The organism is Paenibacillus sp. FSL R5-0636, assembly GCF_037974255.1.
GTDB classification, from domain to species: Bacteria; Bacillota; Bacilli; order Paenibacillales; family Paenibacillaceae; genus Paenibacillus_AQ; species Paenibacillus_AQ odorifer.
The window spans coordinates 6,439,756-6,454,453 of the sequence record NZ_CP150232.1; the positions used below are offsets into that span (position 1 = coordinate 6,439,756).

12 protein-coding genes and 1 rRNA gene are annotated in these 14,698 nt (G+C 45.9%); all 13 read right to left on the minus strand.

Going from position 1 to position 14,698, the window contains the following annotated elements; genetic code table 11:
* Positions 1–533: 533 nt before the first annotated feature.
* Positions 534–1,997 (minus strand): glutamate--tRNA ligase, encoded by a 1,464-nt coding sequence (gene gltX, locus MKX34_RS29570; protein WP_036680487.1) that lies wholly within the window; start codon positions 1,995–1,997, stop codon positions 534–536.
* A 51-nt stretch (positions 1,998–2,048) separates the two neighbouring features.
* The gene (gene ispF, locus MKX34_RS29575) at positions 2,049–2,537 is read right to left on the minus strand and encodes a 2-C-methyl-D-erythritol 2,4-cyclodiphosphate synthase (protein ID WP_036680486.1); all 489 of its coding nucleotides are present in this window, start codon (positions 2,535–2,537) and stop codon (positions 2,049–2,051) included.
* Positions 2,534–3,232, minus strand: a complete 699-nt coding sequence (gene ispD, locus MKX34_RS29580; RefSeq protein WP_036680484.1) for a 2-C-methyl-D-erythritol 4-phosphate cytidylyltransferase — start codon at positions 3,230–3,232, stop codon at positions 2,534–2,536. The genes ispF and ispD overlap by 4 nt, the downstream gene beginning before the upstream one ends.
* A 95-nt stretch (positions 3,233–3,327) precedes the next feature.
* Positions 3,328–4,416 (minus strand): PIN/TRAM domain-containing protein, encoded by a 1,089-nt coding sequence (locus tag MKX34_RS29585; protein WP_036680481.1) that lies wholly within the window; start codon positions 4,414–4,416, stop codon positions 3,328–3,330.
* Positions 4,417–4,593: 177 nt separating this feature from the next.
* Entirely contained in the window at positions 4,594–5,331 is a 738-nt protein-coding gene (gene pssA / locus MKX34_RS29590) for a CDP-diacylglycerol--serine O-phosphatidyltransferase (protein WP_036680477.1), read from the minus strand.
* A gap of 64 nt (positions 5,332–5,395) precedes the next feature.
* On the minus strand, positions 5,396–6,472 hold the full coding sequence (gene disA, locus MKX34_RS29595; RefSeq protein WP_036680475.1) for a DNA integrity scanning diadenylate cyclase DisA: 1,077 nt from the start codon (positions 6,470–6,472) through the stop codon (positions 5,396–5,398).
* A 13-nt stretch (positions 6,473–6,485) separates the two neighbouring features.
* A complete protein-coding gene (radA, locus tag MKX34_RS29600) occupies positions 6,486–7,853 on the minus strand; it encodes a DNA repair protein RadA (RefSeq protein ID WP_036680472.1) in 1,368 nt (455 codons plus the stop codon).
* A gap of 186 nt (positions 7,854–8,039) precedes the next feature.
* On the minus strand, positions 8,040–10,508 hold the full coding sequence (clpC, locus tag MKX34_RS29605; protein WP_036680471.1) for an ATP-dependent protease ATP-binding subunit ClpC: 2,469 nt from the start codon (positions 10,506–10,508) through the stop codon (positions 8,040–8,042).
* 35 nt (positions 10,509–10,543) lie between these two features.
* Positions 10,544–11,608, minus strand: coding sequence for a protein arginine kinase (locus MKX34_RS29610; protein ID WP_036680469.1), 1,065 nt, complete (start codon positions 11,606–11,608; stop codon positions 10,544–10,546).
* Positions 11,609–11,636: 28 nt separating this feature from the next.
* Entirely contained in the window at positions 11,637–12,161 is a 525-nt protein-coding gene (locus tag MKX34_RS29615) for a UvrB/UvrC motif-containing protein (protein WP_036680467.1), read from the minus strand.
* Positions 12,162–12,191: 30 nt separating this feature from the next.
* Positions 12,192–12,653: a CtsR family transcriptional regulator gene (locus MKX34_RS29620; protein ID WP_036680465.1), complete on the minus strand. Its 462-nt coding sequence runs from the start codon at positions 12,651–12,653 to the stop codon at positions 12,192–12,194.
* A gap of 294 nt (positions 12,654–12,947) precedes the next feature.
* Entirely contained in the window at positions 12,948–14,120 is a 1,173-nt protein-coding gene (locus MKX34_RS29625) for a GNAT family N-acetyltransferase (RefSeq protein ID WP_036680463.1), read from the minus strand.
* A gap of 421 nt (positions 14,121–14,541) precedes the next feature.
* Positions 14,542–14,658: ribosomal RNA gene (gene rrf / locus MKX34_RS29630) — 5S ribosomal RNA — on the minus strand.
* Between the last annotated feature and the right edge of the window lie 40 nt (positions 14,659–14,698).

Genomic DNA, 14,698 nt, shown 5'->3' on the forward strand with positions numbered 1-14,698 from the left:
CTTCCTTATCTCCTGTTTACAGGTACACAAGAAAGGTATTGTCTCCAGGCCCATCATCCTTATCATACATATGCTGTGAGTGTTCGCTTGGTTTGTTATCTCGTAGAAATATAAGACAAAGAGTATTGTATGAAAATTATTTTTGCTTATATTTAGACAAAAAACGCCCCTGCAGCATAATGCTGCAGAGACGTTTAACCGCGGTTCCACTCTGCTTGAACGAATCAAATGAGCCGCTATTGTAACAAACGGCAGAATTTCTTCATTCCACTTGGCATCATTAACGGCGACGTTCCCGGCGCGATCTAATGAGCCTTAAAAAGGTCATTCAACCGTGCAGCTCACAGGCGCATGTTCTGCCCCGGACAAATGAATAACTCCCAGCCCGAAAGGGTGTCCCTTTCTCGGTTATTCTCTCTGGCAATTGTCTTCAATGGACGTACTTCTCCTGATCACAGCTATTATCATATAATTCTATCTTAGCGCAAAAGACAAGATACTGACAAGGGGGTTTAGTCGTATGAAATACGACCTTAAGCGCCCTTAATTTGTGATTTCAAACGTTCGATAACGCGATTTTTGCCGAGCAAAGCAATGGTTATATTAAGATCACGTCCGTGCGTTTGTCCGGTCAGAGCCACACGAATTGGCATAAAGAGTGCTTTGCCCTTATGACCTGTTTCTTTCTGTACTTCCTTAATCAGAACAGCCATGTTGCTTGCACTGAAATCCTGACAGGCTTCAACCTTAGCCAGAAAAGCAGACAATACCTCAGGGACTTGGCTTTCAGCCAGAACCTGCGCTGCTTCCGTCTCTAACTCTAGGTGACTGCGGAAGAACAGTTCCGATAGCGCCACGATGTCAGAAGCTGCAGTCATCTGCTCTTGATACAACGCGACAAGGCTTTCCGCCCATGCTTGTTGCTCTTCGTTCAGCTCAGCAGGTATTTTACCCGCTTTTTGCAGATGTGGAATAGCTAGCGCAGAGATCCGTTTAGGATCAGCATGCTTAATATAATGATTATTCAGATGCGCCAGCTTGTTTTTATCAAATACAGCCGGGCTTTTGGACAAACGGTCCGCATCAAAAATAGAAATAAGTTCTTCTTTACTGAAGATCTCTTCTTCTCCCTCTGGAGACCAGCCAAGCAGAGAAATGAAGTTAACCAGAGCCTCAGGCAAGTAACCCAATTCATCATATTGCTCGATAAACTGAATAACGGATTCATCCCGTTTGCTGAGCTTCTTGTGGTTGTCGCCAACAATAAGCGTCATGTGACCAAATAAAGGTGGCTCCCAGCCAAGCGCTTCATAGATCATAAGCTGGCGGGGTGTGTTGGAAATATGGTCTTCTCCACGCAATACGTGGGTAATAGCCATCAGATGATCGTCAACAGCTACCGCGAAGTTATAGGTCGGAATTCCGTCCTTCTTCACAATAACAAAGTCACCCATTTCTTTTGTGTCAAAAGAAATACTGCCTTTTACGAGATCATCAAACGCATACGTACGATCTTCTGGCACACGGAAGCGAATGCTGGCAACTCGTCCCTCAGCTTCAAAAGCTAGACGTTGCTCTTCAGTCAGATCACGATGTTTGCCAGAATAACGAGGCGTTTCTCCGCGAGCAGTCTGTTCTTCACGTTCCGCTTCCAGCTCTTCCTCTGTGCAATAGCAGCGGTAAGCCAGACCTCTGTCCAGCAAATCCTGCCAATGTACACGATATAAGTCAAGACGTTCTGTCTGACGATAAGGTCCGTACTCTCCGCCCACATCAACGCTCTCATCCCAATCCATACCCAGCCATTTCAAATACTTAAGCTGGCTCTCTTCACCACCAGCGACATTGCGCTTTACGTCTGTATCTTCAATTCTGATAATGAATTTACCGCCTTTATTACGGGCGAACAGATAGTTAAACAGCGCCGTTCTGGCGTTACCTATATGTAAATGTCCCGTAGGGCTCGGTGCGTAACGCACCCGGACTTCATCCGTCATTGTATTCCCTCCGCTTCATATGGTTGAACTTAATTTACTACTTAGACCATCTCAAGATGATATCACATCTTGGAGTAGACAGACAATAGATTGTGCGGCAATTCCTTCGCCGCGTCCGGCAAAACCAAGCTGCTCAGTTGTAGTAGCTTTAACATTCACCTTGGACGGGTCGGCATTAAGCGCACGTGCGATAATCTCGGTCATTTGTGGAATGTATGGAGCCATCTTAGGCTTTTGGGCGATAATTGTTGAATCGATATTTCCCAGCTTATATCCTCGCTCACGAGCAAGTGCCCATACCTCTTCTAATAACTTCAAGCTATCTGCGTCCTTAAAGGCTGGATCTGTATCCGGAAAATGTCTGCCGATATCACCAAGTCCAAGTGCGCCTAGAATCGCGTCACTAACTGCATGCAGCAGTACATCTGCATCGGAATGCCCAAGCAATCCTTTTTCGTAAGGAATCGTAACTCCCCCAATAATACAAGGCCTGCCCTCTACCAGCTGATGCACATCAAATCCTTGTCCTACAGCGATCATGATTGTCCCTCTCCCCTGTTTCTTTCTGTGAATTCTGCATAATCCAAATCATCAGGTGTCGTAATCTTAATATTTCTGTAGCTTCCCTCTACCACAGAAACCGGAATCCCCGCACGCTCCGCCAAGCTGGAGTCATCGGTGCCCAGAAAGCCATCCCGTTCCGCCGCTGCATAAGCCTCCAGCAAATCAGAAAGACGAAAAGTCTGCGGGGTTTGAATCGCCCACAGACTTCGCCGATCCGGCGTAGACAGTACTTGTCCTTCATTATCCACCTGTTTGATCGTATCCTTGACGGGTACAGCAAGAACCGAAGCACCCATCTGCTTCGCTCGTTCGTAGCAAGCCTCAATTTCATTCGGCTGTACAAACGGACGAACACCATCATGTACCATTACCCACTGTGTCGTAAGTTTCAACAACCCTTTATGTACGGAATGCTGACGCTCAGATCCACCAGTTACTATAGCCTTAACCTTGTCCAGCTTATAGAGCTGTATCCATTCCCGGCAGCGTTCAACATCCTCTTCACCGGTTACGAGCACGATTTCAGAGATCAATTCGTGCTGCTGGAATACCTCCAGCGTATGAACGATAATCGGCTTCCCCTGCAGTAACAAATATTGCTTGCTCTCCGCAGTTCCCATTCGCGTTCCTCTGCCTGCCGCCACAATGACGACGCCCACACTGTTTGACATTAATCTGGCTCCTGTCTTTCACGTATAATCCCATCATAACGTGTTTGGCGGGCATTTCCAACCCATAGGACAGTCCCCATACACTTTATCTTCACTTATTGCGCTTTTTCCAAAAGTTTTGGCTTAGCAAATATCATTCGTCCGGCCGAAGTTTGCAGCACGCTAGTGACCAGAACCTCCATCGTAGTCCCGATATATTCCCGTCCGCCCTCTACAACAATCATCGTTCCATCGTCTAAGTAGGCTACACCTTGCCCATGCTCTTTGCCATCCTTAATGACCTGAACTACGATTTCCTCACCGGGCAGCACTACTGGCTTCACAGCATTCGCCAGATCGTTAATATTCAGAACGGAAACGCCCTGCAATTCGCAAACCTTATTTAAGTTGAAATCATTAGTGACTACTTTACCTTGCAGTACCTTCGCCAACTTCACTAACTTACTGTCAACCTCAGAGATTTCTTCAAAATCTCCCTCATAGATCAATACCTTCACATCAAGCTCTTTTTGAATTTTGTTTAGAATATCAAGCCCACGCCGTCCCCGGTTCCGCTTCAACAAATCCGAAGAATCAGCAATATGCTGGAGCTCTTCTAGTACGAATTCAGGTATGACAATGGTTCCCTCAATAAATCCCGTCTTACAAATGTCAGCGATTCTTCCATCGATAATAACACTTGTGTCGAGGATTTTATGTTCCTCAAGCCCGCGGCCTTCCGGCTCAGCCGCTTGACCCCAGCGTCCAGATGTCCACAGTGCAGCTAGCTCCTCTTTTTTCTCCAAACCGATCCGCAGCCCCAGATATCCAAAAGCTAACGTAGCTGGCACTTGCAGCAGCTGCCCAGCTTTCCCAAGCCAGATCATTGCAGGGTATAACAGAAGAGATAACAGAAGCCCCCCTGTAAGCCCAGCTGCACTTGCAGCTAATTCATTCATTGGAATACGCGAACAGTAGTGAACCGCCTCCCGAAGTTTTGAACCTCCCCATTCCGCGCATAAAGACCCCGCAAACAAAAAAATAATGGCACCCAGCACCGTAAATAAAATGCTTCCTTCTACAGGTAAGCTTTCACCCAGCTTTTCCATCCCCTTGGGGAATCCTCTTTCGAGCGCATGGTATAGCGAAAAACCTGACCAAGCACCACATATTAAGGCAAAAGACAAAATCACTTTTTTCCACATAACCTAACGCACCTCCTTTTTATTCATCCTAAATGGATCTATTCCTCACCAGTATGTTCCAATTTTCAAGACGATAAACTTGGGTTAGTGCTGGAAATGCAAAAAGGCTTTGCCATCCCCTAGGGAAGACAAAACCTTTGGTCATAATTTATTCAGTTACCTTACCTTATGGACCGATTAACCGTTCTTGGAGTGATACACTTTATCCTCTGAACGGCTACGACGACGATGACGGCGTCTGGCAGTCAACCGATCAATATTTTGCTTAAAGCCGTATAATGCGTAAATTCCAAGTAAGACAAAGATCAGCTTAGCGATTTGCTCTGGGAACACTACAGCTACAGCCACTGCAACAACAATAACCACTGGCGCTCCAACCACCGCTTTTTTCGGCAATCCAATCTTTTTGAAATTAGGATATTTAACAGTGCTGACCATCAAATAAGATAAGAGCAGTGTAGCAACGATCATAAACGGAGCCGAAACATCTTTATTAAAAAGAGCTAATGTGGCCAGTACACCACCTGCAGCAGGAATTGGCAAACCGATAAAATAACCCGGAACCCCCGGACGAACATTAAAACGGGCTAAGCGCAAAGCACCAAACACCGGAAAAATCGCAGTTACTGTCCAGCCTAATGCAGAGTTCAAATCCTGCAGGCTTGAGACGTACAAAATAACGGCCGGTGCGACTCCGAAAGAAACGACATCAGATAAGGAGTCCAGCTCCTTGCCAAATTCGCTTTCGCATTTTAGAGCGCGAGCTACTCGACCATCTAAGCCGTCTAACAGCATAGCAATAATAACCATGATAGCGGCCATGCTAATCTTACCGTCAAACGCCATCATGATACCAAACATTCCGAGCATCAAATTACCTATCGTAAAAAGACTCGGAATTGATTTTTGTATCATTTCTTCACCTCAATTTTCTAACTTTGGCCTTTAACGTCCCCAATATTACGTGATTGTATGTTATTTACATTTGCCTGTCAATAAGAACTTGCTTCTGTAAACGTTTGAGCCCATCCTGAATATTACGGGCCCGCACCTCCCCAATTCCGTCCACTTCATCCAATTCAGCAATGCTTGCGGACATCAAATTAGGCAGCATTTCAAACCGCTCCACCAGATTGTGAATGATCACATTCGGAAGCCGCGGAATTTTGTTAAGCAGGCGATAACCACGTGGAGTCACCACTTCTTCAGAGGTAATTGCCGTAGAAGAATAACCCAGTATACGGGCAATATGGTTATCATCCATCAGATCATCATCGCTTATCCGTTTGAGACCGGCGATAATTTCACGGATTTTATCCTCCTGCTCTTCCTTAGCATAGTCTCTGTATAGAAGCCATGCTTCTTCCTCTGTATTTCCAACCAGTTCTTCCATCTGCATGCTGATCAAGCGTCCTTCGTTGCCCAATTCGTTGATATAACGTTTGATCTCCATTTTTATGCGCAGAACCATCTCTACACGCTGGATAACACCCACTACTTCAGCAACGGTAACAATGCCCTCATATTCTGAAGCTGACAAATTCGTCAGTCCTTGCGTGAGCACTGCTTTATACTTCTCGAGTGTCTGAATCGCTTGGTTAGCCTTTGCCAAAATAGCGCCGATCTCTTTGAGTGCATAACGTATCGAGCCTTGATAAAGCGTGATGATATTGCGGCGTTGTGAAATGGAAACCACCAGCTTACCCGTTTGCTTCGCTACACGCTCCGCGGTCCGGTGACGGATCCCCGTCTCGATGGATGAGATAGAGGAATCCGGTATAAGTTGTGTATTAGCATACAATATACGCTTTAAATCCTCGCTTAGAATAATAGCTCCGTCCATTTTAGCTAGCTCATATAAATAATTGGGCGAAAAATCGCAGTTAATGGAGAATCCGCCATCCACTACGTCCATCACCTCAGGACTGTACCCTACGACAATAAGTGCCCCTGTCTTAGCGCGCAGCACATTCTCCAAACCTTCCCGAAAAGGTGTACCCGGTGCCGCCAGTCTGAGCAGATCATTCATATTCTCTAATTGGTTATATTCTTTCATATCCCTGTGCCCCCTAATCTAACGCGACCGATAGTGCATCTGCTACGGTACTGACGCCAATAATCTGGATATCTTGCGGGTGCTTCCATCCCTTCATGCTCTTCTCAGGCATAATCACCCGCCGGAAGCCAAGCTTTGCGGCCTCCTTAACGCGCATTTCCGCGCGCGAAACGCCTCTTACCTCACCGGTAAGTCCTACTTCTCCGAAGAAAACGTCGTAAGGTTTTGTTGAAATATCACGAAAACTGGAGGCGATACTAATAGCTACAGCTAGATCAATCGCCGGTTCATCCAGCTTTACTCCCCCGGCAACATTAAGGTATGCATCCTGATTCTGCAGGAACATGCCCATCCGTTTCTCGAGTACAGCGATAATAAGTGCCATCCGCTGGTGATCCATGCCTGTGCACATTCGCCGTGGGGAAGGGAAGTGGGTGGCAGCAACAAGTGCCTGAAGTTCTACAAGCACAGGTCTAGTTCCCTCCATACTTGCCACCACAGTAGAACCAGCCACGCCAAGCGGACGTTCCGATAAAAAGAGCTCCGATGGATTCTCTACTTCGGTAAGCCCCGCTTCACCCATTTCGAAAATGCCGATTTCATTCGTAGAGCCAAAGCGGTTTTTTACAGCCCGCAAAAGTCTATACGTATGATGCCGCTCACCCTCAAAATACAGCACGCAGTCCACCATATGTTCAAGCATCCGTGGTCCAGCAATAGCCCCTTCCTTGGTAACATGACCAACGAGAACTGTTGCAATTCCACGAATCTTAGCGATACGCATAAATCTTGTCGTACACTCCCGAACCTGGGTCACGCTGCCTGGCGCACTCGTTACTTCTGGCATAAATACGGTCTGAATAGAATCGATGACAAGAAATTGTGGCTGGATTTGTTCGATCGCTTCTTCTATGCTTTCCATATTTGTCTCACATAGTACATAAAGCTCCGTTGACAACGCATCGAGGCGATCCGCGCGCAGCTTAGTTTGCCTTACCGATTCTTCGCCCGAGATATACAGTACTCGCAATCCCTGTGTTGTAAGGGCATGCGAGGTCTGTAATAAGAGCGTAGATTTACCGATTCCTGGGTCTCCCCCTACTAGTACCAGCGATCCTGGTACGATCCCCCCACCGAGAACACGGTTAAGCTCACCTATACCTGTCAGTATGCGCGGTTCCTTGTCACTTTCTATACTTATGATCGACTGTGCCTTTTCTTTACTATGAAAAATAGGGGCATTCATTCCCTGTGTTTTGACTACGCTTTCCGTTTCCTCCACCATGGAGTTCCAAGCCTGGCACCCTGGGCATTTCCCGAACCATTTTGGCGATTCGTATCCACAGTCGGTGCAAAAAAATTTTGTTTTTGCTTTAGCCATTTGTTCTCCTTACGGTCCGAACTGTTTACAATTCGGATCATTTTCTTCTAATGAAAGTTTACCATTTCTACCCCTTTAACGAAAGGTCATTCGGTATTTGCATTAAATGTATATTTAAAATTGATCTATTTCCAATAAAAAAAGCTTCCGCTCCTCTATAAATAAGGAGCGAAAGCCTTGTTTATTTTATTCGGATTCTACTTCTTTTTCAAGCGCTGGCGCTACTGGAGCGTCCACTTTAGTCACCACAAGTTCTCCGCCGACCTCATCAATATTGAGGGAATCACCCTTTTGGATATTTCCTCTCAACAATTCCTCAGAAAGACGGTCCTCAATATGCTTCTGAATTGCCCGGCGCAATGGACGTGCACCAAAGGCTGGGTCATAACCTTCTTTAGCCAAGAAGGCCTTCGCTGCATCCGTGAGTACGAAATCAACATCATATTCACGCAGGCGCTTGCGGAGCTCATCAGACATCAACGTAACGATCTCAGCGATATGTTTCTCATCGAGTGAGTGGAAGACGATGATTTCGTCGATCCGGTTCAAGAACTCTGGACGGAAGCTCTTCTTGAGCTCTTCCATAACCTTGCCCTTCATATTGCCGTATTCTGCTCCTGCATCTTGCACAGCCGTGAATCCAAGTGTCGAATTCTTCTTGATTGCCTGTGCGCCTACGTTAGAGGTCAGAATGATAAGTGTATTACGGAAGTCAACTACCCGGCCTTTAGAGTCGGTAAGGCGACCATCTTCAAGCACTTGCAGCAAAATGTTGAATACTTCCGGATGCGCTTTTTCAATTTCATCAAGCAGTACTACAGAGTATGGTTTACGACGTACCTTCTCTGTTAATTGGCCGCCTTCTTCATAGCCGACATATCCAGGAGGGGCACCAACTAAACGGGACGTGGAGTGCTTCTCCATGTATTCCGACATATCAATACGAATGACCGCATTCTCATCGCCGAACATAGCTTCAGCAAGCGCACGTGCCAACTCAGTTTTACCTACACCCGTAGGACCGAGGAAGATAAACGAGCCCATTGGACGTTTCGGATCTTTAAGACCCGCACGCGCCCGGCGCAATGCCCGGCTGACAGCCTTAACAGCTTCGTCCTGACCAATCACTCGTTCATGCAGCAGAGCCTCCATGTTAAGCAGACGGTCGGTCTCTTCTTCCTTCAGCTTGCTTACAGGGATCCCCGTCCAGCTTGCTACAACCTGTGCGATATCTTCAGGAGTAACTTCAGAATCCGTGCGTCCTTGTTTTTCTTTCCACTGGTTCTTAGTCGTATCAAGCTCTTCACGGATTTTTTGCTCCGTATCACGCAGGGCAGCCGCTTTCTCAAACTCTTGGCTCTGAACAGCGGAATCCTTCTCCTTGCGGATATCATCCAAGCGCATTTCTAGTTCCTTCAGATTTGGCGGGATAGTGTAAGAGTGAAGCCTTACTTTAGACCCTGCTTCATCGATAAGGTCAATGGCTTTATCCGGCAGGAAACGATCCGGAATGTAACGATCAGACAGCTTTACAGCTTCCACGATAGCTTCATCCGTAATTTTCACACGGTGATGTGCTTCATAACGATCACGAAGTCCAAATAGAATTTGTACCGCTTCTTCTGGAGACGGCTGATCCACCGTAATTGGTTGGAAACGACGCTCCAAAGCTGCATCTTTTTCAATATATTTACGATATTCATCCAGCGTAGTCGCACCGATGCACTGAAGTTCTCCGCGGGCTAAAGCCGGCTTAAGAATGTTAGATGCATCAATAGCACCTTCTGCGCCACCAGCACCGATCAGCGTATGAAGCTCATCGATAAAGAGTACGATATTCCCCGCTTGGCGAATCTCATCCATGATTTTCTTGAGGCGGTCTTCAAACTCACCGCGATATTTAGTACCAGCCACTACAGAACCCATATCGAGCGTCATTACGCGTTTGTCGCGCAGTGTTTCTGGAATTTCATTATTAATGATCTTTTGGGCCAAGCCTTCAGCAATAGCTGTTTTACCAACCCCAGGTTCACCTATCAACACGGGGTTGTTCTTCGTCCGGCGGCTCAGTACCTGAATAACACGTTCAATTTCCTTGCTACGACCGATAACTGGATCCAGGTTGCCATCCTTCGCATAAGCCGTCAAATCGCGTGCTAGGCCGTCTAGAGTCGGTGTGCTGACATTAGCAGGTGTTCCGCTATGACTGGATGCAGCCTCGCTGCTTCCCAGAAGCTGAAGCACTTGCTGACGAGCTTTGTTCAAGCTGATGCCGAGGTTATTAAGCACACGAGCCGCGACACCTTCTCCTTCACGAATAAGTCCTAGCAGAATATGCTCAGTGCCGACATACGTATGTCCCAGCTTGCGGGCTTCGTCCATCGACAACTCGATTACTTTTTTGGCGCGAGGAGTATAAGCAATGTTCGTAGGTTGTTCTTGGCCTCTGCCAATCAGTGTCTCCACTTCGTCCTGGATTTTCTCAAGACCCAGACCCAAAGCGATTAATGCTTTAGCAGCAATGCCGTCTCCTTCACGAATAAGTCCTAGCAAAATATGTTCTGTGCCAATATTGTTGTGTCCTAAACGAACAGCTTCTTCCTGCGCTAGCGCTAGCACTTTTTGTGCGCGTTCCGTAAATCTTCCAAACATCATATCTCCTGCACCTCCATGAATAATAAATATCTATATTAATGTTGTGTTCCCAGTGTTTCTCGGAGCAGTTTCGCCCGATACATATCCCGTTCAGTAGCGTTCATCTCGTCACCGAACATTTTTTGCAGAAATCCTGGCTGTGTCTTAACGTTAAGCTCATTAAGCACGGAAATCGAAGGGCCTTCCAGTATGCCAAGGTCGACCCCAAGTCTCACATCAGACAGCCGTTGTGCGGATTCTTTAAGCTCCATTAGAGCTGCATAACACAAAATCCCATAAGATCTTTTCACTCGGTCTGTAATTCTTAAAGCGGAATCTACAAGCAGCCTTTCACGGGCATTTCGTTCATGCTCTATAATCTGGGTGACTACACTGTGAAGGTTCTCGATGATTTCACTTTCCGTTTGACCGAGAGTAATCTGATTGGAAATTTGAAAGATGTTCCCTACTGCTTCGCTGCCCTCACCATAAATTCCTCTTACAGTCAATCCCACTTGATTCACTGCTGACAATATGCGATTGATCTGTTGGGTCATTACTAGTGCTGGCAAATGCAGCATTACTGAGGCACGCAGCCCTGTACCCACATTGGTGGGACAACTGGTCAAGTATCCTCTTTTATCATCAAAAGCGTAATTAACAGCCGATTCGAAGATATCATCGATGGCTGTCGCACGTTCCCATGCTTCTCTTACCTGAAGACCCGGGAACAGACATTGGATCCGCAGATGGTCTTCTTCGTTAATCATGATGCTGACCGACTCATCTTCATTTAATATCACAGCTGCACCACGTGAATCATTAGCCAGATTAGGACTGATGAGATGTTTCTCGACCAATACCTTTTTGTCCAGTTCATTCACTTCAGCAAGCTTTATCAGTTGAAAAGATCCGAATTCGGCAGCAGTTTCCCCATGAAACACAGGGGCCAGCAGCTCTAATACTTCTTCCGATTGCTCTAAGGAAGCAAGCATAGGGAATGGAAGATGCTCTAAGTTACGTGCAATACGCATACGGCTGCTAATTACAATCTCGGAGTGACTGCCTCCCGAGCGCATCCAATCACTAAGCGCTTGTTCAGTAAATCGGAGACTTGACATGTCATATCCCCCCTATATATCAAAGACTTTACTCTTGTGCCATTTCTTTTTCAAGTTGGCGAATTTGATCCCGCAGCTCTGCCGCAGTTTCGAATTCCTCCTGTGCGATACTTTGCTGTAATTCCAGCTTCAATTCATCAATTTGCCGTTTGAACACAATCTGTGCTCCAGCACGTTTGGGAATCTTGCCTACATGCGAAGTGCTGCCATGCACCCGTTTAAAGAGCGGGTCCAGTGCACTGTTAAAATATTTATAACAGGAGCTGCAGCCAAAACGACCCAATTTGCTAAACTGCGAGTACGTCATCCCACAATTCTCACATTGCAGACTCTGCGTAGTCTTCGTAGCAGCCGTCTTTTCCTTACCGGCCCCTTCAAGATCAAGCAGACCGGACAGCAAGCTGTGAATGGAGAATCCTCCAGCAGTTCCCGGGATCAGTTCACCCTTCTCCCGCGCACAGCTCTCGCAGATATGAAATTCTGTCTTCTCTCCATTCACGATCTTGGTGAAATGGAGTGTTGCTGGCTTGACGCCACATTCCTGACATTGCATAAGCGAAAGCCCCTCCCTTATGATTGACAATTATTTGCCTAACAAAGAGATTAACATCGCCTTCATAATCTTGGCCCGAATCTCATCCCGATATGGAATCTTAACCGTTAGGCAATCCCGAGAAACAGCAGCGCGCATAAGACACGCCTCACGCTTGCTTAGAAAACCAGCTTCCTCCAGTTGATAAATCAACCCTTCGGCAGCGTTCTGATCTATCCCGCCACCTATAGTATGGTTTAAATGGGCATGCAGTGCCACGTTGGGCGGCAATTCAAAACGTTGAATACGAATATATCCCCCGCCACCACGCTTACTTTCCACCACATAGCCTTTTTCCAGTGTAAAGCGTGTACTAATAACATAATTGATCTGTGACGGTACGCATGAGAACTGGTCCGCCAGGTCATTTCGCTGGATTTCCACCGTACCTTCGGGACTTTCATGCAAAATATTCTTCAGATATTGTTCAATAATATCAGAGATATTGCGCATCACTCATCCTCCAGTGCTCTTTAAAGCTTCATAATATCGGTTGCGGCCCGCATCCTTAATGACATTCATTAGTGAACTTCATTCATATAAGTCTGAAGAAAACTTCACGAATTCAGAGGATCGCACTGTATGTCATCAGGTGCGTTGACTTTGACTTTCTTTGACTTTTTAATATTATAACATATTCTGTGCTAATTCCAAGAGGATTCTCTTATTTTTCACTTTTTTCAGCGAATGTATTCGGAAATAAAGAACTCTCCCAGCATCTTTCGAAGGGGAGAGCCTAATTATTTTCTAAAAATGATCAAAAAGTGCGGTTTCAGCTTGCGGAATGATTTCTTCGAGCCATTCCAGAGCCGTCGGACTACCAGTCACAAGTCCATAACGAGCCAGCTCTGCAGGGCGTTTATATCCAAACATTAGAATCGTCAGCGTGCCAATATCACAGCTTAAGTCAGCTGCATCCCGTTCACCCTCTATACGCAAGAAAGCTGCTGCTCCCTCTTCGGAGACCGTCCATTCCCACAACCCGTCATTCCATGGTGCATATTTATCTTCAATATAAATAACCTGTTTCTTCTGACTGCTGTGACGCTTAAAAGAATAACTCTCCACAAATACTTTAGCATTCACAATACGCGCCATAAAATAAGGATAGTTCTCCTGCTCTATACGCGGATCAGGCAGCAAAAAGGGTAACATATCATCGGATGGCACCAGTTTTAGCGATGCACCGGTCACCATTGAATCGTGATTCGCAAGAAATGTCCACAGCCCCTGCCGGGCCTGTTCGTTCAAAAACACAAATTCATCAATGACCAGTTCTCTATTTTCTATCTTATATAATACGTATCCTTCAGGTTCCCCAAGCTGTGAATAAAATACCGCAGTCTGACCTTCATCATCCAGAACAGAGTTCTCCCACCAGTCCAAATCACGCTTAAGTGTTCCGTTATATCTAACTGCAAAACGATTGTATAAGTTGTCCAATACTCCGATATCTTTAACACCGCGTCTTACCTTGCCCTCAACTTCAACCTTCTTGGGAAACTTGGCAACAGGAATGGAGTATTTCTTATATTCACAATAAACTTCCCAACCAAATTTGCGATAAAAGGGGATCAAGAACGGATGCAGAAAAGATAATGTCTGCCCCGCCTCATTCATCGTTTGCAGCGTATGCGCTAGGAGCTTTGCCACATGACCCTGTCTGCGATTCTCTGGCCATGTCGCTACCCCAGCGAGCCCTCCCATAGGTACTAATCTACCTTGTATGTACACTTGGAATGGAAGAAGAGTAAGTTTGGCTTCCAAAGTACCTTCTTCAAAAGCACCCCATACGCGTTCTGCTTTAAATCTTTCCTTAGCATTAGCCCTTTTCTCACTAGGCAGCTTGTATTGAAAAGCATATTCAGATAAATCCATGCTTAGATCAAACTCTTCTGAGTGCAACTGTCTGATATCCACAAAACTCACCTCACCATTTATGAATTTACTTTTATGGTTAGTATAACAAGAGAGTGTATTGTGTGCGAATTATAAGGATATTTTTCGAACTTTTTTTAGTTATCCACAGCTTTAAGCAGTTTCAAAAATAGTCTTGTAATCTTGTCCTATTCAAGTTAAAATAATTATCCACTTATCAATCCCTTTATCCACATAAATCTGACTATATCCACAGCAACCCGTGTATTACTTAGGTTTTCTGTTGACAGATCTACATAAATATGTACTTAATCCACACCATTCGGTGATTTTTTGCCTTTTAATCATCTATCCACATGTGTGTAAGTTTTCTGCAAATTCCAATGAATTATCCACAAGTTTTCCACAATCTATAATAGACGCAAAAAAGCCACTGTCGAGTTATCAACAGTGGTCTATTTGTGCTTGGCAACGTCCTACTCTCCCAGGACCCTTCGGTCCAAGTACCATCGGCGCTGGAGGGCTTAACGGTCGTGTTCGGGATGGGTACGCGTGGAACCCCTCCGCTATCGCCACCAAACATGCGTCTGTGAAACAGACGCTGCCGCGTGAAATTCGGT